Annotated in this window: 15 protein-coding genes and 3 pseudogenes; 7 read left to right on the top strand and 11 right to left on the bottom strand. The window is 65.4% G+C overall.

The window, feature by feature from the left end; genetic code table 11:
• The first annotated feature begins 130 nt into the window (after window positions 1-130).
• From F7R02_RS01615 to F7R02_RS01605, 3 genes and pseudogenes are all read left to right on the top strand, one after another.
• A pseudogene (locus tag F7R02_RS01615) lies at window positions 131-435 on the top strand (hypothetical protein).
• A gap of 276 nt (window positions 436-711) precedes the next feature.
• Window positions 712-2,814, top strand: coding sequence for a M13 family metallopeptidase (locus tag F7R02_RS01610; protein WP_078591136.1), 2,103 nt, complete (start codon window positions 712-714; stop codon window positions 2,812-2,814).
• A 225-nt stretch (window positions 2,815-3,039) separates the two neighbouring features.
• Window positions 3,040-4,600 (top strand): annotated as a pseudogene (locus F7R02_RS01605) (phospholipase D family protein).
• Window positions 4,601-4,852: 252 nt separating this feature from the next.
• Here F7R02_RS01605 and F7R02_RS01600 read toward each other — a convergent pair.
• From F7R02_RS01600 to F7R02_RS01555, 10 genes are all read right to left on the bottom strand, one after another.
• The gene (locus F7R02_RS01600) at window positions 4,853-5,980 is read right to left on the bottom strand and encodes a protein-glutamate methylesterase/protein-glutamine glutaminase (protein WP_059029809.1); all 1,128 of its coding nucleotides are present in this window, start codon (window positions 5,978-5,980) and stop codon (window positions 4,853-4,855) included.
• The gene (locus tag F7R02_RS01595) at window positions 5,977-6,783 is read right to left on the bottom strand and encodes a CheR family methyltransferase (protein ID WP_005929888.1); all 807 of its coding nucleotides are present in this window, start codon (window positions 6,781-6,783) and stop codon (window positions 5,977-5,979) included. The genes F7R02_RS01600 and F7R02_RS01595 overlap by 4 nt, the downstream gene beginning before the upstream one ends.
• A gap of 4 nt (window positions 6,784-6,787) precedes the next feature.
• Window positions 6,788-8,071: an EAL domain-containing response regulator gene (locus F7R02_RS01590; RefSeq protein WP_005913229.1), complete on the bottom strand. Its 1,284-nt coding sequence runs from the start codon at window positions 8,069-8,071 to the stop codon at window positions 6,788-6,790.
• Window positions 8,072-8,097: 26 nt separating this feature from the next.
• Window positions 8,098-8,613, bottom strand: coding sequence for a chemotaxis protein CheW (locus F7R02_RS01585; protein ID WP_078591137.1), 516 nt, complete (start codon window positions 8,611-8,613; stop codon window positions 8,098-8,100).
• Between the two features lie 10 nt (window positions 8,614-8,623).
• Window positions 8,624-10,780 (bottom strand): methyl-accepting chemotaxis protein, encoded by a 2,157-nt coding sequence (locus F7R02_RS01580; RefSeq protein ID WP_005913226.1) that lies wholly within the window; start codon window positions 10,778-10,780, stop codon window positions 8,624-8,626.
• Window positions 10,781-10,846: 66 nt separating this feature from the next.
• Window positions 10,847-12,856, bottom strand: coding sequence for a chemotaxis protein CheA (locus F7R02_RS01575; RefSeq protein ID WP_078591138.1), 2,010 nt, complete (start codon window positions 12,854-12,856; stop codon window positions 10,847-10,849).
• A gap of 18 nt (window positions 12,857-12,874) precedes the next feature.
• On the bottom strand, window positions 12,875-13,204 hold the full coding sequence (locus F7R02_RS01570; RefSeq protein ID WP_003488096.1) for an STAS domain-containing protein: 330 nt from the start codon (window positions 13,202-13,204) through the stop codon (window positions 12,875-12,877).
• 470 nt (window positions 13,205-13,674) lie between these two features.
• A complete protein-coding gene (gene mfd, locus F7R02_RS01565) occupies window positions 13,675-17,139 on the bottom strand; it encodes a transcription-repair coupling factor (RefSeq protein WP_003488094.1) in 3,465 nt (1,154 codons plus the stop codon).
• Between the two features lie 446 nt (window positions 17,140-17,585).
• A complete protein-coding gene (locus tag F7R02_RS01560; RefSeq protein WP_078591139.1) occupies window positions 17,586-18,128 on the bottom strand; it encodes a GNAT family N-acetyltransferase in 543 nt (180 codons plus the stop codon).
• A 391-nt stretch (window positions 18,129-18,519) separates the two neighbouring features.
• On the bottom strand, window positions 18,520-19,428 hold the full coding sequence (locus tag F7R02_RS01555; protein ID WP_078591194.1) for a 23S rRNA (adenine(2030)-N(6))-methyltransferase RlmJ: 909 nt from the start codon (window positions 19,426-19,428) through the stop codon (window positions 18,520-18,522).
• 179 nt (window positions 19,429-19,607) lie between these two features.
• On the opposite strand from F7R02_RS01555, the gene creB reads away from it, so the two are divergent.
• Together creB and creC are read left to right on the top strand one after the other, a co-directional pair.
• Window positions 19,608-20,312, top strand: a complete 705-nt coding sequence (gene creB / locus F7R02_RS01550) for a two-component system response regulator CreB (protein WP_170828813.1) — start codon at window positions 19,608-19,610, stop codon at window positions 20,310-20,312.
• A gap of 48 nt (window positions 20,313-20,360) precedes the next feature.
• On the top strand, window positions 20,361-21,809 hold the full coding sequence (gene creC / locus F7R02_RS01545; protein WP_078591140.1) for a two-component system sensor histidine kinase CreC: 1,449 nt from the start codon (window positions 20,361-20,363) through the stop codon (window positions 21,807-21,809).
• 193 nt (window positions 21,810-22,002) lie between these two features.
• On the opposite strand, the pseudogene F7R02_RS01535 reads toward creC, so the two are convergent.
• A pseudogene (locus F7R02_RS01535) lies at window positions 22,003-22,815 on the bottom strand (C1 family peptidase).
• On the opposite strand from F7R02_RS01535, the gene F7R02_RS01530 reads away from it, so the two are divergent.
• Window positions 22,814-23,140, top strand: coding sequence for a hypothetical protein (locus tag F7R02_RS01530; protein WP_003488542.1), 327 nt, complete (start codon window positions 22,814-22,816; stop codon window positions 23,138-23,140). The pseudogene F7R02_RS01535 and the gene F7R02_RS01530 sit on opposite strands and share 2 nt — an antisense overlap.
• 94 nt (window positions 23,141-23,234) lie before the next feature.
• On the top strand, window positions 23,235-24,554 hold the full coding sequence (creD, locus tag F7R02_RS01525; protein ID WP_078591141.1) for a cell envelope integrity protein CreD: 1,320 nt from the start codon (window positions 23,235-23,237) through the stop codon (window positions 24,552-24,554).
• The last annotated feature ends 1 nt before the right edge of the window (window position 24,555 follow it).

Here is a 24,555-nt window from a genome sequence, read left to right as displayed (position 1 = left end):
TGCAGCGCTGCGTGCGGTGCGCGCAGCGCGAGTTCTTGCGCGGCACGCAGCTGCAAGCGGCTGCATGCGGTGGTGAATGGAAGCGGTGCGAGGGTGCGATGCGCGCTCCGCCGAGTGCCGGCGAGACACGATGTCAGGCAAACGCAAACGTGGAACCCGGCGGATGACGCCGTTTACTGTCGCGCGTATCTGGTGACGCTTGGCATGCTGGTCGCCGGCGGCGCCGCCTTGGCTGCCTGCGACATCTCAGGCGCGGGGCTGGCGCTGCTGATCTGCGTCGTGGGGATACTACTGCTGGGGTTTGGCGTCGCTGGGCCGTCGCGACAGATGGAAGCGTGGGCCGATGCGGCGTCGGGGCACGAGGTCGCCCTGGTGCTGATGGTGTTGGCGTATCCGGTGTACCTGTTGATGGCGCCGTTCTACGCGCGGCGTTGAGCGCATGCGATGGCGCGAGCTGCGCCGGTGTGGGTGGAAACAGCGCGCCGCGATGTCGATGACGGACGCGCACGTTGTGTACAGATGCAATGGACTTTCATACGGCACGGCATCGCAGGTGATGTTGCGGTGCCGCTGCACGGATGTGGTCTGGCCGGTTGCAAAGCGACTGACGAAGAGGCAAGCGCCTGCGCTGCGCGGTTCTTCGCCAGCGCTTGCCGACCGGATGTCGACTTTTTTCGATCGCGCCTGCGCGGTCATGCCCTGGAGAATTCAATGAAGTTGCGCAAGTTAGCTCCGCTATCGCTCGCGGTCGCCATCGTGGTCGCGCTGTCTGCGTGCGGCGCCTCCGATGACACCGCCAAGGTGGCGCCTGCCGCGCCGCAGGCGGTACCGACCAAGGTGGATGTGTCCAAGCTCGATGCGCCGATCGTGGCATTCAGCAGCAGCGATCTGGACCCGAGCATCGCTGCGTGTCAGGACCTCAACGGGTTCGTCAACGCCAAGTGGCTCAAGGCCAACCCGGTGCCGTACGATCGCACCAGCTGGGGCAGCTTTGAAGTGCTGGCCGAGCGCTCGCTGACCATCCAGCACGCGCTGGTGGAGCAACTGGCGCGCGGCAGCCTGTCGGCCGGTTCGGTGGATGCCAAGCTCGCCGACCTGTGGCGGACCGGCTCGGATGAAGCGGCGATCGACAAAGCCGGCATTACGCCGTTGCAGCCGCAGTTGAAGGACATCGATGCATTGACCGATGCGCCAGCCATCGCCGCCTGGTTGCGCAACAGTTATGCGCAAGGCCAGGGCTTGGTGTTTTCGTTCGGTGCCAATGCCGACTACAAGAATTCCGAGCAGATGATCGCCTACGCAGGGCAGGGCGGTCTGGGCTTGCCCGAAAAGGGCTATTACACCGATCCGGCGCAGGCAAAGATCCGCGAGCAGTACGTGGCCTACATCGCGCGGATGCTGGAGCTGTCGGGCATCCCGGCGCCGCAGGCAGCCGCCCAGGCCAAGGCAGTAATGGCGTTCGAGACGCGCCTGGCCAATGCGTCGTTGTCGCGGATCGAACTGCGCGACCCGGCCAAGCGCTACAACCCGGTCGATGTGGCCGGCGCCAACGCCATCACGCCGCACTTCGACTGGAAGGCGTTCTTCGCGGCGCTCGAGGTGCCGGCCGGCACCTTCTCGCTGAGCCAGCCGGGCTATTTCGCCGAGCTCGATGCGATGCTGGCCGATACGCCGGTCGATACCTGGAAGGCGTATCTGCGTTTCCATACGGTGGACGAAGCGGCGCCGTATCTGGCCAAGCCGTTCGAGCAGGCCAATTTCGATTTCTACGCCAAGACCCTGCGCGGCCAGCAGGACATGCTGCCGCGCTGGAAGCGCACCTTGAATGCGGTTAACGAGGCGATGGGCGAGGCCTTGGGCCAGCTATACGTGCAATCTGCATTTCCGGCCGAATCGAAGGAGCAGATGCAGCAACTGGTGCAAAACCTATCGGCGGCGCTCAAGGCGCGGCTGGAAAAGCTCGACTGGATGAGCGCGGAAACCAAACAGCGCGCATTGGAAAAATGGGCCAGCTTCACTCCCAAGATCGGTTACCCGGACCAGTGGCGCGATTGGTCGGGCCTTCAGACGCGTGGCGACGGCTTTCTTGCCAACATGCAGGCCGCACAGGCATTCAACTACCGCTACATGCTGGACAAGATCGGCAAGCCGGTCGACAAGCGCGAGTGGCACATGACCCCGCAGACGGTGAATGCGTACTACAACGCCACGCGTAACGAGATCGTGTTTCCGGCCGCGATCCTGCAGCCGCCGTTCTTCGACCCCAAGGCCGATCCGGCCTTGAACTACGGTGGCATCGGTGCGGTGATCGGGCACGAAATGATGCACGGCTACGACGATTCCGGTAGTCAGTTCGATGCCAAGGGCAACTTCGACAGCTGGTGGACCGATGCAGACCGCAAGCTGTTCACCGAGCGCACCGACCAGCTGGTGGCCCAGTTCGATGGCTATGAAGCGATCAAGGGTGTGCACGTCAAAGGCAAGCTGACGCTGGGCGAGAATATCGGCGATCTGGGCGGTCTGACCGTGGCGTACGATGCCCTGCAAATGGCATTGCAGGAGCAGCCGGCCGCCAACAGGCAGATCGATGGCGATTCGCAGGACCAGCGGTTCTTCATGAACTGGGCCACGGTCTGGCGCCGCAACTTCACCGACGGCGAATTGCGCGTGCGCCTGAACACCGACCCGCACGCACCGGCGAATTTCCGCGCCAACGGTGCGCCGTCGAACATGCCGGCGTTTGCGCAGGCTTTCCAGTGCAAGCCCGGCGATGCGATGGTACGTGGCGACAAGGAGCGGGTGACCATCTGGTAAGCGCCGTGGGCGCGCGCTGGTGCTTCGCCAGTTCGCGCGCCACACCGCCGATGACGGCGTAAACCACCACCTTCGCCGTGTGCGGCACGCGGTGCTGCAAGTCCTTGTATCCACGACACCCGTCTGGTGCTTGTGGGAATTGTCGAGGTTGCTTGTGGCGGCGTCTGCACACCGGTCTGCCCGCGTGGGCTCTACACTGCCGCGCTGCGCATCGCGGAATCGGCAGTGACAAAGCGGAAATTTTTCAAATGGTTCGGCGTTGCGCTGCTGGTGCTGGTGCTGGCCAGCGCGTTATCGCTGTACGGCTACGGGCGCTTTGCCGACCGCCAACGCGGGCCGGTCAGTCACGTGCTGCCTGCCACGGCGGTCGCGACGCCCATCGACAAGGTGGTGGCGCCATTGCAACAGGCGCATGCCGATCAGACCGGGATGGTGATCCTGCCGGACAACTTCGATGCGTTTGCGGTACGTGCGCTCACCGCGCGTGCGGCCGGGCGCAGCCTGGATCTGCAGTACTACATCTGGCACGCCGATTTCACCGGCAACCTGCTGCACAACGAGTTGCTGCGCGCGGCCGATCGCGGCGTACGCGTGCGGTTGCTGCTGGACGACATGAATATCCATGGCAGCGATTCGGTGCTGGCCGCCCTGGATAGCCATCCGCTGATCGAGATTCGCCTGTTCAACCCGACCCGCGCGCGAAGGCACCTTGATGCGCGGCGTGGAGATGGTGCTGCGCATGTTCAGCATCAACCGCCGCATGCACAACAAGGCCTGGATTGCCGATGGCCGCATCGCGGTGGTGGGTGGGCGCAACGTGGGCGACGAATATTTCGATGCGGCGCGCGACACCAATTTCATGGATATGGATGCGGCGCTGATGGGGCCGGCGGTGGGCCAGGCCGAGCAGGTATTCGATGCGTACTGGAATAGCCCCAATGCCTTGCCGCTGTCTGCACTGGTCACCGCAAAACCGCAGGCACTGGAGGCCTTGCGTGGCAGCCTGGACGCCGGCATGGCATCGGTGAGAGCGCATCCGTATGTGGAGCGGCTCAAGCGTTCCCCAAGCGTGCGCGAACTGATGCAGGGCGACCGCCCGGTGCACTGGGTGTCGCAGGCGCGCATCGTTTCCGACCCGCCGGAAAAAGCCGAAGGTGCGCCGCCGCAAGCCGATTGGATGACGCCAGTGCTGATCGGCGAAATGGCGCACGCACAGCGCGAACTGAAAGTGATTTCGCCGTATTTCGTGCCGGGCGACGAGGGCATGCGCTGGATCGGCCATCTGCGCCAGCGCAACGTGCGCGTGAGCATTCTGACCAATTCGCTGGCAGCCAACGACGTGGTGGCAGTGCACAGTGGCTACGCCGGCTATCGCGTGCCGCTTCTGCAGCTGGGCGTGCGCCTGCATGAGCTCAAGCCGATGGGCAAGCCGGACGGCAGCCTGTTCGGTTCCAGCGGTGCCAGCTTGCATACCAAGGCGTTTGTCGTGGACGACAGCAGCGGTTTCATCGGCTCGTTCAACCTGGACCCGCGTTCGATGAACCTCAATACCGAAATGGGCCTGTTGTTCAACGACCGTGTGGTCACCGCGGAGCTGGAGCGGCTGTACAACCACAAGGTCAGTGCGCCAGTGAGTTACCGCGTCACCCTGGACCGGGGCGAACTGCGTTGGCACGACGATGCCGCGCAGCCGCCCGAGGTGTGGTCGCGTGAGCCGGCCGCGAGCGTGTGGCGACGTGGTGCAGCAGCGGTGATGGGCTGGTTGCCGCTGGAGTCGCAGCTGTAGGTCTGCTCAGGGTGTTGCCCTCATCCGCCCTTCGGGCACCTTCTCCCGCGGGCGGGAGAAGGGAATGTGGCGGTCTTTCATGGACGGGAGAAATGCGCGTCGATCCTGCGCAGGCGCAGTGGTTGCGTTGGAACAGGCGCAGGGTTGTGTCCAGCAGATGCACAGGCTCTGTCGAGCAGTGCAGTGGGTCTGTCGCGAAGAAGACGCGGGTTCTGTCAGTACGTTCAGCGTGCGACGTGGACGTCTGTCGCGTTATTGCAGCTGCGTCACGATCTCGCGCGCCATCGCGCCCAGCGGCAGGATACGGTCCGCGCCGCCGCGCTTGATCGCTTCCTTGGGCATGCCGAACACGATACTGGTGTGTTCGTCCTGCGCCACCGTGCGTGCGCCGGCCTGGCGCATTTCCAGCAGGCCGGCGGCACCATCGTCGCCCATGCCGGTCATGATGATGCCCAGCGCATTGCTGCCGGCCGCGCGCGCGGCCGAGCGGAACAGTACGTCGACCGACGGGCGATGCCGGTTGACCGGTGGGCCTTCCAGCACTTCGACGAAATACTGCGCGCCGCTGCGACGCAGCAGCAGATGTTTGCCGCCGGGTGCGATCAATGCGCGGCCCGACATCACGCGGTCGTTGTTGGCGGCTTCCTTGACGGCGATCTGGCACAGGCCGTTCAGACGTGCGGCGAAGGCAGCGGTGAATTTCTCCGGCATGTGCTGCACGATCACGATGCCCGGGCAGACGCGCGGCAGCGCGGTGAGCACTTCTTCCAGGGCCTGGGTACCGCCGGTGGAGGTGCCGATGGCGACGATGCGTTCGGTGGTCTGCGCCAGCGCACGCCCGCTTTGCGCCGGCAGGATGACATCGGCGGTGTGCTTGACCTCCGCTTCCAGCGGCGCGGCAGTCACGCGCGCGGCCAGCCGCTTGACGTTGGCGCGCGCGGCGCTGCGCACGGTCGCCACCAGTTCGTCGGCAGAGTCGGTGAGAAATTGCTTCAGACCCAGGCGGGGTTTGGTCACCACCGCCACCGCGCCGGCGGCCAGTGCATCCATGGTGACGCGCGCGCCTTTTTCGGTGAGCGTGGAGCAGATCACCACCGGCGTGGGCCGCTCGCTCATGATCTTGCGCAGAAAGGTGATGCCGTCCATGCGCGGCATTTCCACGTCGAGCACGATCACATCCGGCCAGTGCTGGCGCATTTTTTCGATCGCCAGCAGCGGGTCGGCGGCAGTGGCGATGACGTCGATGCCCGGCGCGTCGTTGAGCACGCCCACCAGCACCTGGCGCACCACTGCCGAATCGTCGACCACCATGGCCTTGATGGGAGCGGGGTTGGCGGCGGGGCGATGGAGCGCTGTCGACACGTTGAATCCTTGGGTCATGCCTTGCGGAAGATCGAGGGTGCCACCTGGACCAGATCGATGTCGAGTTCGCTCAGGCTTTCCGAATGGCCGATGCAGAAATGCCCGCCGGACTTGAGGTTGGACAGCACGCGCAGGATCACTTCGCGCTTGGTCTGGCCGTTGAAATAGATCATCACATTGCGCAGGAAAATCGCATCGAAGCTGCCCAGTGCCGGCAACGCGGCATTGAGATTGGCGTGCACGAAGTGCACGCGCTCGCGCAGCCGCCGTTCCACCAGCAAGGTGCCGTCGTACTCGCCCTGGCCACGCAGGCAATAGCGTTTGAGATAGGCCTGCGGGATGCCGTCGATACGTTGCAGCGCGTAGTGGCCGGTGCGTGCCTTGGCCAGCACGCGGGTGCTGATGTCGCTGCCGACCACTTCGAACGGGCGGCCCTGCAAGGTGTCGTCCAGCACCATCGCCATGCTGTAGGCTTCTTCGCCGCTGGAACTGGCCGCGCTCCAGCAACGGAACGGCAGCCCGCCACGGTGTTCGCCGGCCAGCTTGCGCAGCAGCTCGAAATGCTTGGGCTCGCGGAAGAAATAGGTTTCGTTGGTGGTGAGCAGGTCGATTGCGGTCTGGATTTCCCTGCGGTCCTGGCGGCTTTCCAACAGCTGCAGGTACTGCGTATAGGTACTGAACTGATGTTCGCGCAGACGCTTGCCCAGGCGGCCGCACAGCATCGCCTTCTTGCCGGAGGAAATGGTGATGCCGGCCGCTTCGAAGATGAAGCGCTGGAAGCGGCCGAACTCCTGTTCGGTGATGGCGGTGGCGGTGCTCATCGGCTCAGGCCACGTCCGCATCGCTGTGGAACGTGCTGTCGCTCAGGCGTGCGATACGCACGGCGTGTTCGCGCCACCACTCCGACAGCATCGGCCCGGGCATCGGCGATGCCATCAGATAGCCTTGTGCCAGATCGCAGCCAAGTTCGCGCAGCAGCCGCCAGTCGTCGGGCGTTTCCACGCCTTCCGCCACGGCAGTGAGCTCGAGCCGATGCGCCAGTTCCAGCGTGGATTCGAGCACGGTGCGCTGGCTACGGCTGCGATGCGCCGCATGCACGAAGCTGCGGTCCAGCTTGAGTTCGGTGAAGGGAATGCTGGCCAGGCGCTGCAGCGAGGAGAAGCCGGTGCCGTAGTCGTCGATGGACAGGCCGAACCCGTGCAGGCGCAAACGCGCCAGCATGCTCAGCGCATTGGCCGGCTCCACGATGGCGCTTTCGGTGAGCTCCAGTACCAGATCGGCCGGGCTTAGGCCGTTCTCGCCCAGCTTGGTGCATAGCTCTTCGAGGAAATGGTCCTCGCCCAGCAGCCGGGGCGAAAGGTTCAGGGCCAGGCTCAGGTCGAAGCCTTCGGCCCGCCAGTCCACCAATTGCGCGATGGCCTTGTCGATGACCTGCTGCGTCAACGCGTGGATCAAGCCTTCGCGTTCGGCCAGCGGAATGAAACGGTCCGGGCCGATCATGTCGCCTTGCGGGCGGCGCCAACGTGCGAGCGCTTCCACGCCACGCAGGCGGCCGTCCTTCAGATCGAGCTTGGGTTGGTAGGCCACGCGGATCTCGCCGCGGCGCATGGCGCGATCCAGCCGCGAGGCGGCGGCGCCACCGCTGGACATCAGCGGCGAAATCGCCACCGGCGCGAACGCCGGTGCGTCGGCGGCCGGCTCCGGTTCGCACTCCAGTACGGTGGCCAGATCCTGCAGGTTCATCGGCTTTTCGATGCCGCCGAGCACGCGCACGCCGGCACTGCGGCTGAGTTGCATCACCGCATCGATCAAGGCACCGCCGCGTTGCGATACCACCACTACCGGCACGCTGTATTTGCCGCGCGCCAGGGCGTCGAGCAACTGCACGCCGTCCATGCCCGGCATTTCCAGATCCACCAGCAGCAACGATGGCGCCTGGGCGCGCGTCAGCCACTCCAGGGCCGCGTTTCCGTCGACGGCACCGTCGACCACGCTTGCGCCGAGCTGGCGACATAGCGCCATGGCGTGTTCGCGCTGGACCACGCTGTCGTCCACGACCAGGACCGGGCCGGCCAGCGTGCAGTTGCAGGAGAGAAGGGCGGGGCGCATGGGAGTCCTTGAGTGCATGCGTGAGGTCAGGCTGCCAGCTCGGCGGCTGGCAGCTGGGCGAGCGTGTCGTTGCCCAGCACGGCATCGGCATCGAGCAGGATCACGAAGCGCTCGCCGATCTTGCCCATGGCGTGGATGAAGTCGCGCGCGATGCCGGCGCCGAAGCTGGGCGTGTCGACGATGTCGGAGGGCGCGATTTCCAGCACTTCGCTGACCGCATCCACCAAGAGCCCAAGCACCTGATGCAGCTCGCCATGCGCGATCTCCACGATCACGATGCAGCTGCGCTTGGTGATCGCGCTGGCGGTGCGGCCAAAGCGTTGCTGCAGATCCACCACCGGCACCACCGCGCCACGCAGATTGATCACCCCGCGCAGCGCCGGCGGCATCATCGGCACATCGGTCGGCACGCGGTATTCGATGATTTCCTTGATGCCCAGGATGCCCAGGCCGAACATCTCCCGGCCCAGCAGAAAGGTCAGGTATTGCTGCGGTGCCGTCGATGACGGCATCTGGTGGTTGGTTGCGGGGCGCGCTTGCATCGTCGGCTCCTCAGAAGCTGGCGAATTGCGATTCGTCGATCGCATCGGCGGTGGCGGCCACCGCACTGATCTGGCGCACATTGGTGCGTCGCGGCGGCGCGCTGCTCACGATGGCAGGCGCATGCGCTGCGATCCTGCGCGGTCCCTGCCTGCTGCTGCCCGACACGGCGCCGCGGCCGCCGTTGCCCAGCCGGAAGAAGCCCATCAGCTGCTGCAGCTGTTCGGCCTGTGCGCTCATCTCTTCCGAGGTGGCGGCCAGTTCTTCGGCATTGGCGGCGGCCGATTGGGTGGTCTGGTTCAACTGGCCCACGGCGGTATTGATCTGGCTGACGCCGGCGGTCTGTTCTTCGGAAGCGGCGGCGATTTCCTGCACCAGGTCGGAGGTGCGGCGGATCGAAGGCACCATCTCGCCAAGTACGCGGCCGGCGCTTTCGGCCAGTTCCACGCTGGATTCGGCCACTTCGCCGATTTCCTGCGCAGCGATCTGGCTGCGTTCGGCCAGCTTGCGCACTTCGGCGGCCACCACCGCAAAGCCCTTGCCGTGTTCGCCGGCGCGCGCGGCTTCGATGGCGGCATTGAGCGCCAGCAGGTTGGTCTGATAGGCGATGTCGTCGATGATGCCGATCTTCTTGGCGATCTCCTTCATTGCCACCACGGTGGCGCGCACGGTGTCGCCGCCGTCGGCCGCTTCGCTGGCCGCCTTGGCCGCCATGCTGTCGGTGACGCGCGCGTTTTCGGTGTTCTGTGCGATGGAGGCGGTCATCTGCTCCAGCGAGGCGCTGGTTTCTTCCACACCGGCCGCCTGTTCGCTGGCGGCCTGGGCCAGCGCCTGCGCGGTGGCGCTGACCTCTTCCGACGCACTGGCCAGGTTTTCGGCGTTGCGGTTGACCTCATCGACGATCTCGGTCAGGCGGCTCATGGTGGTGTTGACATAGCGCTGCATGTCGGCGAATGCGCCTTCGTAACGGCCTTCCACGGTGTGGGTGAGGTCGCCTTCGGCCATCGCGCCCATGACCTGGATCACTTCGGAAATGCTGCGCAGATTGCCGCGCGCGCGCTCCACGGTGTCGTTGATGAAGGCCTTCTTGCCCGGCAGCTGCGCCAGCGGTGCATCGAAGTTGCCGCGGCCGAATTCGGCCACCACGCCCATCGCCAGTTTCTTGACCGCGATATGCGCGCCCACCATCTGGTTGATGCCCAGCGCCATGCTGCGGAAATCGCCATCGAAGCGGCTGCTGTCGATGACCACGTCGATATCGCCGGCTTCATGTTCGGCCGACATGTGGTTGATCTCGGCGATCAGGCCGGTGAGGTTGCCGCGGACCTGTTCGATGGTGTCGTTGATGAAGCGCTTCTTGCCCGGCAGCAACGGCAGCTGTGCGGTGAAGTTGCCGCGGCCGAATTCGCTGACGCAGGCGATGGCTTGCTTCTTGACCGCGATATGGCTGGCCACCATCGCGTTGATGCCTTCGGCCATGCGACGGAAATCGCCGGTGAAGCGCTGGGTGTCGATGACCACGTCGATATCGCCGGCATCGTGCTCGGCCGACATGCGGTTGACCTCGGCGACCATGCCGGTGAGGTTGCCGCGGATCTGGTCGACGATCTCGTTGATGAAGGCCTTCTTGCCGGGCAACCGTTCCAATTCGGCGGAAAAATTGCCGCGACCGAACTCGGCCACGCACGCCATCGCCTGTTTTTTCACCGCGATATGGCTGGCCACCATGCGGTTGATGCCATCGCCCATGGTGCGGAAATCGCCATCGAAGCGCGCCACATCGATGCGCGCGTCGATCTCGCCGGCATCGTGTTCGCGCGAAACGCGGTTGATTTCCTCGTTGACGTGGCGGATGCCGCTCTGCACCTTGCGCAGCCCGCGCAGGACATCGCTGGCCTGGTCGTCGCGCCCTTGCGGCAGCGCCACGTCGAAGTTGCCGCGCGAGAACGCGTCCAGCGTGGTGGTGGCCATCTCCAGCGACGCGCTGGCGATACGGATTGCCCAGACCAGCAAGGCGCCGCTGATCGATGCTGCAACGATACTGGTGCCCAGTAAGGCTGCGTGCGAGAGCGTCAGCGCAACGCCGGCGACGACCACGACGACGGGCAGGGCGACGGCAAGCGCGGCGGTGAACCACAACTGCGTAGCGATCGGGAGACGGTGTGACATGACGGTGGCTTCCTGGGGTCAGGTAACGACAAACGATAGTTCGGACCGGAGCGATGGCGCGGGCGTTCAGGCCGCCAGCGCGTCCTGGTTGGGATGCAACTGCTGAATCAGGCTGGGCACATCCAGAATCAGTGCGACATCGCCGCTTCCGAGAATGCTCGAGCCGCTGATGCCTTTGACCTGCGCGAACACCTTGGACAGCGGCTTGATCACCGTCTGCCATTCGCCGAGCAGGGTGTCCACCACCAGGCCGAAGCGCTGCGCGCCCTGTCGGATCACCACGATGCTTTCGCGCGCCGGCGTCTTGCCGCCCAGCGCGAACAGTTCGCGCAGTCGCACGTACGGCAACACGCTGCCGCGCAGGTCGATGTAATCGCTGGCGTAGTCGGGGGTGAACTCAACGCACTCTTCGACCACATCCAGCGGCACCACGAAGACCGATTTGCCCACTCCCACCTGGAAGCCGTTGATGATCGCCAGCGTCAGCGGCAGGCGCACCGAAATGGTGGTGCCCACGCCGGCGGCGCTGTCGATCTCGACCGTGCCGCGCAGTGCGGTGATGTTGCGCTTGACCACGTCCATGCCCACGCCGCGTCCGGACAGATTGGTGACCTTTTCCGCTGTGGAAAAACCCGGTTCGAAGATCATCGCGAATACGTCGCGGTCGCTGAGTTGGCGGCCGGGCTCGATCAGGCCGCGTTCGAGCGCCTTGGCCAGGATGCGGTCGCGGTTCAAGCCGCCGCCGTCGTCGGTGATCTGGATGACGATGCTGCCGGAGTCGTGATATGCGTTGAGCCCGACGGTGCCGCGCGCAGGCTTGCCGCGCGCCACGCGCACGTCCGCCGGCTCGATGCCGTGGTCCATCGCATTGCGCACCAGATGGGTGAGCGGGTCGCCGATCTTTTCCACCACCGACTTGTCCAGTTCGGTGTCTTCGCCGGCGACGACCAGTGCGATGTCCTTGCCGAGTTCGCGGGCCACATCGTGCACCACGCGCTGGAAGCGGCTGAAAGTGCCGCCGATCTTGACCATGCGCAGCTGCAACGCGCTTTCGCGCACGTCTTCGACCAGGCCAGCCAGGATCGAGGCCGATTCCAGCAACTGCGCATCGCCGGTGCGTTGCGCATTGGCGTTGGTGCTGGAGACGGCAATGATGAGTTCGCCGACCAGATCGATCATGCGATCGAGCTTGTCGGCATCTACGCGGATGGAACGCGCATCGGCGTTGCGCGCTGCAGCGTCCGGCGCGGCGCGGCCTGGCGCCGAGGCGGCGCTGGGTACTGCAGCAAGCGGCTTGTTCGGCGCGGAGCTGGCTGCCGTCTCGGCGGTGAGCAGGTCAGCGGCATCGGATGGCGCCGGAACCGACACGATCTCCAGATCGCAATCTTCGCGGACGAATTCGAACACCTCTTCGATGGCGGCGCGGTCGGCATCGCTGCGCAGCAGGATCTGGAAGCCCAGGTAATTGGCTTCCGGATCCAGGTCGTCGAATGCCGGCAGTTGGCTGATATCGGTGTTGATCGATTCGACCGAGCCCAGGCTGCGCAGGTTGCGAATCAGCTTGAGCGGCGAATTGCCGAAGCGCAGTGCGTCGGCAAACAGTTTCAGGGTAATGCGCCAGTAACCGCTCTGCTTTTCCGGTGCGCCTTGGGCAACGGCGGCTGCAGTGACGCCGCAGGCGCTGCGTTGCAGATACGTCTGCAGTTGCGCCAGCAGCGGCTCGGCTTCGGCGGCCAGCGCGACCGGGTCGGCGTGGCTCGGGTCTGCGGCGGTTTCCACCAGGGCATGGATATGGTCGCAGCACACCAGCAGCAGCCCGATCAGTTCCGAGCTCAAGCTCAGCGCTTCGTCGCGTACCAGATCCAGCACGCTTTCCACCACATGGGTGAAGCCGACCAGCTGCGGCAGATCGAACAGGCCACCGGAGCCCTTGATGGTGTGCGCGGCGCGGAAGATGGCATTGACCGCATCTGGCGAGGATTCGCCGCGCTCGGCCTCGAGCAGATGACGTTCCATGTCTTCGAGCAGGTCCCGGCTCTCGGCCAGGAAGGTCTGCATCAGCTGGTTCATGTCCATGCGCGCGTCGCCAGTCCGTTAGTGAATTCGTTCGCCCAGGCCTGCAACCGCATGCGGGTACAGGGCCTCGAGCAGGCCGAGCAGCTCGATGACATCGACCACCGCACGGCTGGAATCGGTCAGCGAAAACGGGCGGCCATCGGCCTGGATCGCCTGCTTGGTGGCCAGCAACAACTGCAGACCGGTGGTATCGATCTCGCTGACGGCGGCCAGGTCCAGATGCAATCCACCCGGATGCAGCAAGGCCGGCTGCAGCAACGGCTTGAGCTCGGCCGCGCGACGAATGGTCATCTCGCCCTCCAGGGCAAGGGTCAGCGGCGCGGGTAGATCGGACAGTGGCGTGTTCATTGGTGCCTCAAGCGGTGCGATGGCGCACGGGTGCGTGCCATGGCCTGGGAAGGTCGCGACCGCCTGGACGGGTGTGAGCAGCGCCGCACACGGGCCATGCCGGTCTATGCAGGTATCGGCGCCTTACGGAAATATTTAGGCAAAATTCAGCGCGATGACGGATTTGCGAAACCCGTCACCGACTGTGGATTAATTGCTCAGCTTTGTCGGAAGCAGGCTCAAGGGGAATGTTCAAGCCTGTCCCATTGGACAGCTCGCCCCGGCCCTGCACGGCGTGGCGGGTACGGTCCCGGCTTGCTCGCGCTCGTAAACCACCGGTGAGCTTTCTGTCTGCGCCGCACGCGCGGGGCTGGCCGCGGTAGTGATGACGGGCAAGCGCGATCGAGCAGGGGATTGCTCGCCTGCGTGGTCGCTCTTCGCATGCGATGGTCGCGCTCGGTGTGGTCGCCGCTTACCGGCGCGGTAGTGCTTCAGCCCGGTGACAATGCCGCCAACAGGCCGCGTGCGGCATTGAAACGGTCGGCGCCTTCGGGCATCGGCAGCTTGATGCGCAGTTTGTCCGGGCCGTCCATCGTGTAGATCTTCGGCTGTTTCTGGATCATCTGGATGATGGTCATCGGGTCGATCGCCGGCTTGGCCTCGAACACCAGCCGCCCGCCGTTTTCGCCCAGATCCAGCTTGCGCACGCCCAACGCGTTGGCCTGCAGCTTGAGCTCGGCAATGGCGAACAGATGCTTGACCGGGTCCGGCAGCAGGCCGAAGCGGTCGATCATCTCCACCTGCAGTTCGCGTAGCGCATCGGTGTCGCGTGCGCTGGAAATGCGCTTGTACAAGGTCAGGCGCGTATGCACGTCGGGCAGATAATCCTCGGGAATCAGCGAGGCCACATGCAACTCGACGTCGGCGCCGCGCACTTCTTCGCCGGCGTCCAGGTCGGGCAGCTTGCCCTGGCGGATGCTGCGCACTGCGCGCTCGAGCAGTTCGGTATACAGGCTGAAACCGACCTCGGCCATCTGGCCGCTCTGGTCTTCGCCCAGCAATTCGCCGGCGCCGCGGATTTCCAGATCGTGCGTGGCCAGGGTGAAGCCGGCGCCGAGCTCGTCCATCGAGGCGATCGCTTCCAGGCGCTTTTCTGCATCGGAGGTCATCGAGCGCCGGTCAGGCACCACCAGGTACGCGTAGGCGCGGTGATGCGAGCGACCCACGCGGCCGCGCAACTGATGCAGCTGCGCCAGGCCAAAGCGGTCGGCGCGGTTGATGATGATGGTGTTGGCATTGGGAATATCGATGCCCGATTCGATGATCGTGGTCGACAGCAAGACATTGAAGCGCTGCTTCTGGAAATCCAGCATCACCCGTTCCAGCTCGCGCTCGGGCATCTGCCCATGCGCGATGCCGATGCGCGCTTCCGGCACCAGCTCGGACAGATCACGCTGCATGCGCACGATGCTTTCCACATCGTTATGCAGGAAATACAGCTGACCACCGCGACTGAGTTCGCGCTGGAAGGCTTCGCGTAGCAGTGTGTTGTCCCACGCGGTAATGAAGGTCTGCACCGCCAGGCGGTTCGGCGGTGGGGTCGCGATGATCGACAGATCGCGCAGGCCTGCCATGGCCATGTTGAGCGTGCGCGGGATCGGTGTGGCGGTGAGCGTGAGCAGATGCACATTGGCACGCATCGCCTTGAGCGCTTCTTTTTGCCGCACGCCGAAGCGTTGTTCTTCGTCTACGACCACCAGCCCGAGATCCTTGAACTTCACGTCCGGCTGCAACAACCGGTGCGTGCCGATGATCACGTCGATGTCGCCGCTGGCGACCTTTTCCAGTTCTGCCTTGATTTCCTTGGTGCTCTTGAAGCGGGAAAGCACTTCGACCTTCATCGGGTAATCGGCGAACCGGTCGCGGAAATTGCGGTAATGCTGTTCGGCCAGCAACGTGGTCGGCACCAGCACGGCGACCTGCTTGCCGGCGCTGGCGGCGGCGAAGGCGGCGCGCACCGCGACCTCGGTCTTGCCGAAACCGACGTCGCCGCACACCACACGGTCCATCGGTTGGCTGCTGCCCAGATCGCGCAGCGTCGCATCGATGGCGGCAAGCTGGTCGCCGGTTTCTTCGAACGGAAATCCGGCCGCGAACGGCTCGTACATCGCCCGGTCCACCTGCAACGCCAGACCCGCGCGCGCGCGTCGGCGCGCCTGGATTTCCAGCAATTCGGCGGCGACGTCGCGGACCTTTTCGGCCGCCTTGCGCTTGGCCTTGGTCCATTGCTCGCCGCCCAGTGAGTGCAGCGGCGCGGTCTCGGCCGAGGCGCCGGAATACCGGCTGATCAGGTGCAGCTGCGCCACCGGCACATACAGCCGGTCGCCCTTGGCGTATTCGATTTCCAGGAATTCGCCGGGCATGCCGCCGGCATCGAGCACGATCAGGCCGCGGTAGCGGCCGACGCCGTGGTCCTCGTGCACGATCGGTGCGCCTTCGGACAGCTCGCCCAGATCGCGGATGATCGCTTCCGGCTCGCGTCCGACCCGGCGCGCGCGGCGCGGCTGGTTGGCCCGTTCCGGGAACAGCTGGCGTTCGGTCAGCAGCGCAATCTGCGGCTGATCCAGTGCAAAGCCGTCTTCCAGCGGCGCTACGGTAATGCCGAACCGCAGCGTCCCGGCCAGGAACGCCGGCACATCGGCGACCAGCTCCGGCTTCAACTGCGCGGCGGCCAGCACTTCCATCAAGGCTTCGCGGCGGCCGGCCGAATCGGCAGCGACCAGCACGCGGCCCGGGTAATGGCTCAGGAACGATGCGAGCGCCTGACCGGCGGGAGCGTCTTTGGCAGCCACCGGCAGCGGCGGCAACGGTTGGTCGCCGAGCGGAGCGGCCTCGTCGATGCGCGCATGATCGCTGGCCCACACTTCGATACGCGCCAGCTTGTTGAGCCGCTCGCGCAGCGCATCCGGCGATTGGTACAGCTCGTCCGGCGGCAGCAGCGGGCGTTCCACATCGTGGCGGCGCTGTTCGTAGCGGTTCTGCGCCTGGGTCCAGAATGCGTCGGCGGCATTGGACACGCCAGTGGCGATCACCGGCAGTACCCGCTTGTCCAGATAATCGAACAGCGTTGCGGTCTTGGCGAAGAACATCGGCAGGTAATACTCGATGCCCGACGGCGCCAGCCCGGATTTCAGGTCCTGGTACAGCGCGCTGCGCCGGGTATCCACGTCGAAGCGTTCGCGCAGGCAGGCCAGCACGCGCTCGATGCTGGCATCGTCCATCGGTACTTCGCGGCCAGGCAGCATCTTGACCGCGTCCACCTTGTCCAGCGAACGCTGCGATTCCGGGTCGAACACGCGGATCGAATCAATATCCTCATCCAGCAGCTCGACGCGCAATGGCGTGTCCGCGCCCATCGGGAACACGTCGAGCAGGCCGCCGCGGACGGCAAAGTCGCCCGGGTCCATCACCTGCGGGACATTGCGGTAGCCGGCGCTTTCCAGGCGGCGCTTTTCCGCATCCAGATCCAGCCGCTGGCCAACGGTGAGATCGAAACTGCCGCCGACGATGTAGCTCAGCGGAGCCAGCTGCTGCAGCAAGGTCTGCACCGGCACGATCACCACGCCGCGGGTCAGGCCGGGCAGGCGGTGCAGGGCGGCCAGACGCTGGCTGATGATTTCGGGGTGCGGGCTGAACTGGTCGTAGGGCAGGGTTTCCCAATCGGGAAACGGCACCACCGGCAGCGCCGAGTGTTCGCCGAGCAAGGCATGCAGGTCGGCTTCGATCTGGTGCGCGCTCTGGTTATCGCGGGCGATCACCAGCAGCGGGCCGGCATGCGCCTCGGCTGCCCGCGCAATCGACCATGCCAGCGCAGTCGGTGAGGATGGCGCGCGCCAGTAGGCGCGGAGCTGGCCGGACTTGGGCAGCGGCGGAGAGGGGAAGGTAGGCGACGGCATCAGCCGGCGATTTTATCAGAGACCCTGCCGTGGCCGGTCCATCTGGCGTGAAAGGCGGTGGGCGCGCGCAGGAAGGTGTTCCGTGGTTGACCGTAACGTAAGCCGTGCGGCGTCTAGAAAATCAAAAGCCGCGTTGATCGAGTGCGCGATGCCCTCACCGCTTGCGGGACACGCCGTGAATCCATCCATGGAGGCGCGATGGCGGCATCCAGGCCGCCAACGGTCCCGCAATCGGTGAGGACGCCGCACTACTTAAGGGCGCTGGCGGCCAAGGAGAGCGGCATTGCACCTACGAAGACTTACTTGCACCGACTCCTGCGATGGCGAGTGGGCAAGGACCGCAGCAAACCACCAGCCAAACCGCTTTTACGAATCCCAAATCCCAAATCCCAAATCCCAAATCCCGAATCCCGAATCCCGAATCCCGAATCCCGAATCCCGGCAACTCAAGCATCCAGCTCCAACACCATCCGCACCAGCTCCGGCGACTCCGGATGCGCCTGCGGCTTGAAGCCCAGCGATTCTGCCAACTGCAGCATCGGCACATTGCTTTGCAGCACATCGCCGAACAGGCAATCCAGGTACTTGCGCCGCGCCCACTTGACCAGCTTGCGCATCAGCTGCCGTCCCAGCCCCTGGCCGGCGACGAAGCTGCTGACCAGGATGGTGTATTCGGCCTGGCGGGTGCCCGGTACCAGCGCGGCGCGCGCGACCGCGCCGACCAGCGCTTCGCCGGGCGGCAGTTGCTCGGCGGCGACCAGCACGATCTCGCTCTTGGGATTGGGATGGGTCAGGCGCTGCACCATCTCCGGGGTAATTTCGGTAGAGGAGCGCACAAAGCGCGCGCGAATTTCCTCCGGTCCCAACAGGCTGAAAGCTCCCTGCAGAGGCGGACCATCCTCGGGACGGATCGGGCGAAGCAGAAGGGTGCGGCCATTGGGCAGGCTGAAGTTTTCATGCCAGGGAGGCAGGCGATTGCGAATGGCCATGACCGGTGTTCCTTAAAGATCGGAAGATTCTGGCACCAGCCCGGCGCGCAACCGTGAATGAATCCGGTGTGCCGCCGGGAGCCGACAGGGAGGTGGCAGTGCTTCCCACACCACTGTAACGAGCGGAGCCGTGAGCCGGTCGTGAGCGTGATGTGGCGCGCACTGTGGCAGCCGAGTGCAAGCAGCTGGGCCGCCGGAAGGCCTTCGTCACCCGGCCCGGCTTCCTGAGACATGCGTATCCGGTGCAGCGCCCGCTTGTCTGCGCTGCGCCGAAGGTGCTCGCGACAACTGCTATGTCGCCGACGCGGCCCGCGCGGCCCTGGCCATTGCAGCGGTGCAACGACGACGCGGGCCTACCCACCACGATGGGGAGGTGCACACCTCTGCCGGCTCAGCCGTCCTGGCGCAGCCACTCCAGCCGGGTCGAGGCGCCGGGCTCGCCGAGATGCTGCTTGAGCACCGGCAACGCCGGCGCCAGCACCTGGTCGAACTGCCAGGGCGCGTTGACGATCAGCAGCCCGCTGCCGGTCAGGCGCAGCGGCGAGTCGTCCGGGCGCACCTGCAGCTCGGCGACCAGCACCGACTTGGCCGGCAGCGCGGCGGCCTTGCGCATGAACGGCTGCAGGCTGCGGCGCAGCTTGATGGGGTACCACACCATGCAGATCGCCTGCGGCCAGCGCGCCAGCGCCTCGCGCACGCTATGGATGATCTGCGGATATTCGGCGTCCTGCGATTCGTAGGGCGGGTCGATCAGCACCAGCCCGCGGCCGATCTTGGTTTCGCCAGCCCGCGGCGGCAGGAAGGCGCGGATTGCCGCGTAGCCGTCGCCGGCGTGCACGCGCACCCGGCTGTCCCTGGCGAACAGGGCCTTGAGCGCCTCGGCTTCGTCGGGCTGCAGTTCGCAAAATGCCATGCGGTCCTGCTCGCGCAGCGCTTGCGCAGCCAGCAGCGGCGAGCCGGGGTAGTAGTTGAGCTGGATGCCGGCGGTGGGGCGGGTGGGCTTCTGGCCGGGAATGGCGTGGCGGGCCGTGGACTGGTTGTCGGCCTGCACCGCGCGCAGATAGCGCTCGACCACCTCGGGCAAGCTGGCCTCTGCCATCAGCCGCATCACGCCGGCATCGGCTTCGTTGGTCTTGCGGCTCTCTTCGCCACCGAGTTGGTAGCGGCCGCGCCCGGCGTGCGTGTCGAGCACGAAGAACGGTGTCTCCTTGCGCTTGAGGGTGTCGATCAGGGCAAGCAGGGCGATGTGTTTGAGCACGTCGGCATGGTTGCCGGCATGGAAGGCGTGGCGATAGTTCATCGCGGCAGTGTAGAGGCTGCGGCGCGATTTGTTGTTGCCCATTCCGGGCGACGCGGCGCAAGCGCACGGTGGCCGCATCCAGATGCTGCGCGATGCCGCGAGCAGCGCTGGGTGTGCGTCACGTCGTGCCACGCCGTGCGTGGACCACCTCGTCCTGCAGGCGGTACCCGCATGCCGGTATGCTGCGCGGCATGTCAGAGTCTGCCGCCCGCGTGCTCGTCGTCGAAGACGAAGCCGCCATTGCCGATACCGTGCTCTACGCACTACGCAGCGAAGGCTACGCGCCTGAGCATTGCCTGCTGGGCCGCGATGCGCTGACGCGTCTGCGCGCCGATCCGGCCGATGTGGTGGTCCTCGACGTGGGCCTGCCGGACATCAACGGGTTCGAGGTGTGCCGCACGTTGCGCGGTTTCAGCGAGGTGCCGGTGATCTTCCTGACCGCGCGCAACGACGAGATCGACCGCGTGCTTGGCCTGGAGCTGGGCGCCGACGATTACATGGCCAAGCCGTTCTCGCCGCGCGAGCTGGTGGCGCGCGTGCGTGCGCGCCTGCGCCGACGCCATGCGGGCGCGGCGGCCGAATCGGGCTGGCAGCCGCACGGCGCGTTTGCGATCGACCGCGAGGGCAGCCGCATCCGCTACGGCGAGACCCTGCTGCCGCTGACACGCTACGAATATGCACTGCTGGCAGCGTTGCTGCAGCGCCCTGGTGCGATCCTGAGCCGTGCGCAGCTGATGGACCGCGGCTGGGACGCCAGCGCCGACAGTGCCGACCGCACCGTCGACACCCACATCAAGACGTTGCGCGGCAAGCTGCGCCTGGCCGGCGTGCCGGTCGACCCGATCCGCACCCACCGTGGCCTTGGCTACGCGCTGGAAGTGTAGGCATGCGCCGGCACTTCCTTGGTGAACTGAGCGAGGCCGCGGGCTGACATGCGGCTTGGTCTCAAGCTGTTTCTGGGCTTCTTCCTGATCGTGGGCCTGGCCGCGTTCTTCGTGATGCGCGTGTTCGTCAACGAGGTCAAGCCGGGGGTGCGCCAGGCGATGGAATCCACGCTGGTGGATGCGGCCAATGTGCTGGCAGAAGTCGCCAGTAGCGAGTTGGCTGCCGGCACGCTTGCCGATGGCCGCTTCGCGCGCAACGTGACCAGGGCCCAGCAGCGCGACCCCAAGGCATGGGTATGGCGCTTTCGCAAGAACACGGTGGATTACCGCGTGACCGTCACCGATGCGCGCGGCGTGGTGGTGTTCGATTCGCTGGGCCGCGACGTGGGCCGCGACAACTCGCGCTGGAACGATGTCTACCGCACGTTGCGCGGCGAATATGGCGCGCGTTCCAGCCCGGAGATCGATGGCGACCCCGCCGCCACGGTGATGCACGTGGCCGCGCCGATCTACGCACCGGATGACCCCGGCCAACTGATCGGCGTGCTGACCCTGGCACAGCCCAATCGCAGCATCGACCCGTTTATCGAAGCCAGCCAGCGCAACATCCTGCAGCGCGGCGCCTGGTTGATCGGCATTTCAGCGTTGATCGGCATCTTGATGACCTGGTGGTTGATGCGTGGCATCGGCCGGCTCAATCGCTATGCGCAGGCGGTGAGCGCCGGCATCCCGGTACCGCCGCCCGAACCGCGTGGCGACGAGATCGGCGATCTGGGCCAGGCGCTGGAGAGCATGCGCCGCAAGCTGGAAGGCAAGGCGTATGTAGAGCAGTACGTGCAGTCGCTGACGCACGAGATGAAAAGCCCGCTGGCGGCGATTCGCGGTGCCTCGGAGTTGTTGGCCGAGCCACTGCCGGAGGCCGACCGCCAGCACTTCGTTGCCACCATCCGTGCGCAGGAACGCCGGCTCACCGAAACCATCGACAAGCTGCTGGCACTGGCCGAAGTGGAGCAGCACGGCTGGCTGCAGAAGCGCGAGCGCATCGGTATCGATGGGCTGCTGCAGGCTGCGGCGGACGCGGTGGCGCTGCGCGCGGCGGCGACTGGCGTCACCGTGGAAGTGGATGCAGGGGCCGGGGCGTCAGGCGGTCACCACGTACTGGGCGATGGTTTTCTGCTGCGACAGGCACTGATCAATCTGCTCGAAAATGCCATCGCGTTTTCGAAGCAAGACAGCCATGTGCGCCTGCATGCGCGGCTGCACGATGGACATTGGGAATTGGTGGTCGAAGACCGTGGCAGCGGCGTGCCCGATTACGCGCTCGAGCGCGTCTTCGAGCGGTTCTATTCGCTGGCACGCCCGCAGACCGGCCAGCGCAGCTCCGGTCTTGGGTTGCCGTTCGTGCACGAGGTTGCGCGCCTGCATGGCGGGGACGTGACGCTGGGCAATCGCGACGGTGGCGGTGCGCGTGCGGTGTTGCGCCTACCGATCGGTTGAGTCGCTGCAGATAGTTGTCGCGGTTGGCCGGCGCCGGTGGCCTCTGTGCGTTCAAGGCGACGGCATGCACCTGAGCACACGCCGCGCCTGCGTCAATCAGCGTACGGCGCGTGGCCGTGCTGAACCAGTTCGCCCGCCACCCCTCGCAGCCCTATGAAGCTGCGCTGGAAGGGGTGGTGATGTTCGTGCTGTGCTAGTACACCACGTCGGCGCCGATCACATCCTTGGCGACCACCGACCAGGACAGTTTGCCGAAACCCTTGTTGCCCCATTCGGTGCCCCAGCTGTTTTCCACGATCAGTCCTTCGCTGTCGTAGCCCAGCGCGATCACGGCATGCCCACCCAGAATTGGCGTCTTGACGTCGTAATCGACCTGATTCTTGGTTGTCAGGTCTTCAAAGCCCTGGCGCACATAGAAGCCGATCGCCACCGGCGTGGAAGAGGCAAGGGCGAGCTTGATCTGTTCGATCAAGGCGCGTCCCCCATTGCCGTTGCCCGAATACAGCACGGTGTAGTGGCGATACGGCGTCGGGTTCTTGGCAGCGTTGGCCTTGTCGGCGGTAGTGGGTTGGTGTTTCCAGTCGTAGTTGCCCCACGAATAGTGCTGCTCGGTGTCGATGCCCTGCGCAAGCGCGATCTCCAGCGGCGCTTCCAGGGTGGAGCCTTCATCCACGCCGCCGTTGACCTGGCTGTACAGGTACATCGGGGCAAAGCGCGTCTAGGCCTGTTTGTTGGCGTTGGCATACCAACCGGTCAGGGTGTGAGCGGCCGCCCATGACGCGCATGCTCCGATCTGGCCCTGGTCGCCCGGCGTGATCGCCCATGCAGTCAGGTCGACACTGGCAGGCAGCGGTGTGCTAACGCTTGCGGTACCGAACAACGGGGTGACCGGCTGCATCAACGACGAAGGCTTTAGGCCCATGCCGTGCACTGCCGCCTGCGCGGTGGCAGCGGTCAGGCTCAGGGCGGCGAGCAGGCAAAGGGCGAGCGAACGGTGCGTGTTCATGGAAGACAGCTCCAGGCAAGAGAGGAATGCAGTCGTGCGCAGTGACCAAACCACTGCCGAATCGGCATGCAGCCATGACAGCGCCGAAGCAGCGCATGCGGCTGAAGACCTCATCGAAGAACAGCGAACTGGAAGCGGCGATCAGATAAAAGGAGGGATTCGGGGCTGCGCACCTGCCCATGCATCGTTACGCGTGAAGGCGACGCGTGCGGCGGCAAGGCGAAGTGCTGCCGATCAAACGGAAGCCTGTTTTGGGCACGGGTTGCACTTTGGAGAGTTGAAAACCGTATTTCGTCAATGCGTCACAGTGGCGGTCGTCGAATAACCGGGTCGCGCACTTCACCTTCGCTTCAAATTCGCCTCAAACCTGCGACACCGGCGCAGCGCACCCTGGCCACCTCCCAAGATGAGGATGGCCGATGAAATCCCTGAAACTGTTATTGCGGTTCGCCAGCATCGGTGGGCTGATCCTGCTGTTGCTGATTCCGCTGCTCCTGATCCGTGGCGCGGTGCAGGACCGCGCGCGCTACCGTGACGAGGCGGTAGAGCGGGTGGCGCAGAGCAAGGCTGGCGAGCAGCAGTTCATCGCGCCGGTGCGGGTACTGCCGTATACCGAAGACGTGCAGGTCACCGAGCCGGACGAGCAGGGCAACCAGCGCAAGGTCTGGCGCAAGCGCGAAGGGACGCTGCTGCAAACGCCGCGTCGCCTGAAACTCAGCGGCGAAATGGTGCCCTCGGTGCGCGAGGTGGGCTTGTACCGGGTGCAGGTGTATTCCTGGAAAGCCACCTTGCATGCCGAATACGACTCCTTCGACTACGCGGCTGCGCCGACCCGTGCGTATGGCCAGCCGTACCTGGCAATCGGTATGTCCGACGTGCGCGGATTGGTGGGCACGCCGCGCTTGCAGGTCGATGGCCGCACGTTGGCGCTGGAGAGCGGTGCAGGCGCACTGGCCGACCGTTCGGCGGGCATCCATGCCCAACTGGGCCCGCTGGCCGACCCGGTCGCCGGCCGGCTGCAGGACGGCAACGTGGTGGACATGCAGTTCGTGCTGGACGGCACGCGCCGGCTGACCATCGCGCCGATCGCCGACAACAACGAGATCGCCCTGCGCTCCGCCTGGCAACACCCGTCCTTCGGCGGCCGCTTCCTGCCGAATGCGCCGAGCATCGGACCGACGGGCTTCGATGCGAGTTGGTCGCTGTCGTCGCTGGCCACCGGTGCGCAGACGCAGTTGCAGTCCAGCCATGCGGCGCTGGACACGCTGGAAGTGCGCCTGGTCGACCCGGTGGACGTGTATACCCAGGCCGACCGCGCCAGCAAGTACGGCATCCTGTTCGTGGTGCTGACCTTCGTGGCCTTCGTGCTGTTCGAGTTGATCAAGCGCCTGCCGATCCACCCCTTGCAGTACCTGTTGGTGGGCCTGGCGCTGGCGATCTTCTTCCTGCTGCTGCTCAGCCTTTCCGAACACATCGCGTTCTGGCAGGCCTATCTGGTGTCGGCGGCGGCGTGTATCGGCCTGCAGTTCTTCTATCTGTCCGGCGTGTTGCGCAGTTGGATCCGTGCGGCTGGCTTTTCGGTGATGCTCACCGCTTTGTACGCGGTGCTCTACAGCCTGTTGATCTCCGAGGACAACGCGCTGCTGATGGGATCGTTGCTGCTGTTCGGCATCCTGACCAGCATCATGTGGGTCACCCGCAAGCTCGATTGGTACGAGCTTGGCAACAGCCTGCGCTGAG

The sequence above is a fragment of the Xanthomonas cissicola genome, assembly GCF_008801575.1.
Lineage (GTDB): Bacteria > Pseudomonadota > Gammaproteobacteria > Xanthomonadales > Xanthomonadaceae > Xanthomonas > Xanthomonas cissicola.
Note: the sequence above shows the minus strand (reverse complement) of the source record. Positions and strands in the feature narration are given on the sequence as shown.

Excerpts from the sequence above, each read along its gene's own strand:
- creC (WP_078591140.1), top strand. The coding sequence starts at position 20,361 with ATGCGGCTTGGTCTCAAGCTGTTTCTGGGCTTCTTCCTGATCGTGGGC.
- F7R02_RS01555 (WP_078591194.1), bottom strand. The coding sequence starts at position 19,428 with ATGAACTATCGCCACGCCTTCCATGCCGGCAACCATGCCGACGTGCTC.
- F7R02_RS01585 (WP_078591137.1), bottom strand. The coding sequence starts at position 8,613 with ATGCAAGCGCGCCCCGCAACCAACCACCAGATGCCGTCATCGACGGCA.
- F7R02_RS01560 (WP_078591139.1), bottom strand. The coding sequence starts at position 18,128 with ATGGCCATTCGCAATCGCCTGCCTCCCTGGCATGAAAACTTCAGCCTG.
- F7R02_RS01610 (WP_078591136.1), top strand. The coding sequence starts at position 712 with ATGAAGTTGCGCAAGTTAGCTCCGCTATCGCTCGCGGTCGCCATCGTG.
- creD (WP_078591141.1), top strand. The coding sequence starts at position 23,235 with ATGAAATCCCTGAAACTGTTATTGCGGTTCGCCAGCATCGGTGGGCTG.
- F7R02_RS01595 (WP_005929888.1), bottom strand. The coding sequence starts at position 6,783 with ATGAGCACCGCCACCGCCATCACCGAACAGGAGTTCGGCCGCTTCCAG.
- F7R02_RS01600 (WP_059029809.1), bottom strand. The coding sequence starts at position 5,980 with ATGACCCAAGGATTCAACGTGTCGACAGCGCTCCATCGCCCCGCCGCC.
- F7R02_RS01570 (WP_003488096.1), bottom strand. The coding sequence starts at position 13,204 with ATGAACACGCCACTGTCCGATCTACCCGCGCCGCTGACCCTTGCCCTG.
- F7R02_RS01575 (WP_078591138.1), bottom strand. The coding sequence starts at position 12,856 with ATGGACATGAACCAGCTGATGCAGACCTTCCTGGCCGAGAGCCGGGAC.
- F7R02_RS01580 (WP_005913226.1), bottom strand. The coding sequence starts at position 10,780 with ATGTCACACCGTCTCCCGATCGCTACGCAGTTGTGGTTCACCGCCGCG.
- creB (WP_170828813.1), top strand. The coding sequence starts at position 19,608 with ATGCTGCGCGGCATGTCAGAGTCTGCCGCCCGCGTGCTCGTCGTCGAA.
- F7R02_RS01590 (WP_005913229.1), bottom strand. The coding sequence starts at position 8,071 with ATGCGCCCCGCCCTTCTCTCCTGCAACTGCACGCTGGCCGGCCCGGTC.
- F7R02_RS01530 (WP_003488542.1), top strand. The coding sequence starts at position 22,814 with ATGGAAGACAGCTCCAGGCAAGAGAGGAATGCAGTCGTGCGCAGTGAC.
- mfd (WP_003488094.1), bottom strand. The coding sequence starts at position 17,139 with ATGCCGTCGCCTACCTTCCCCTCTCCGCCGCTGCCCAAGTCCGGCCAG.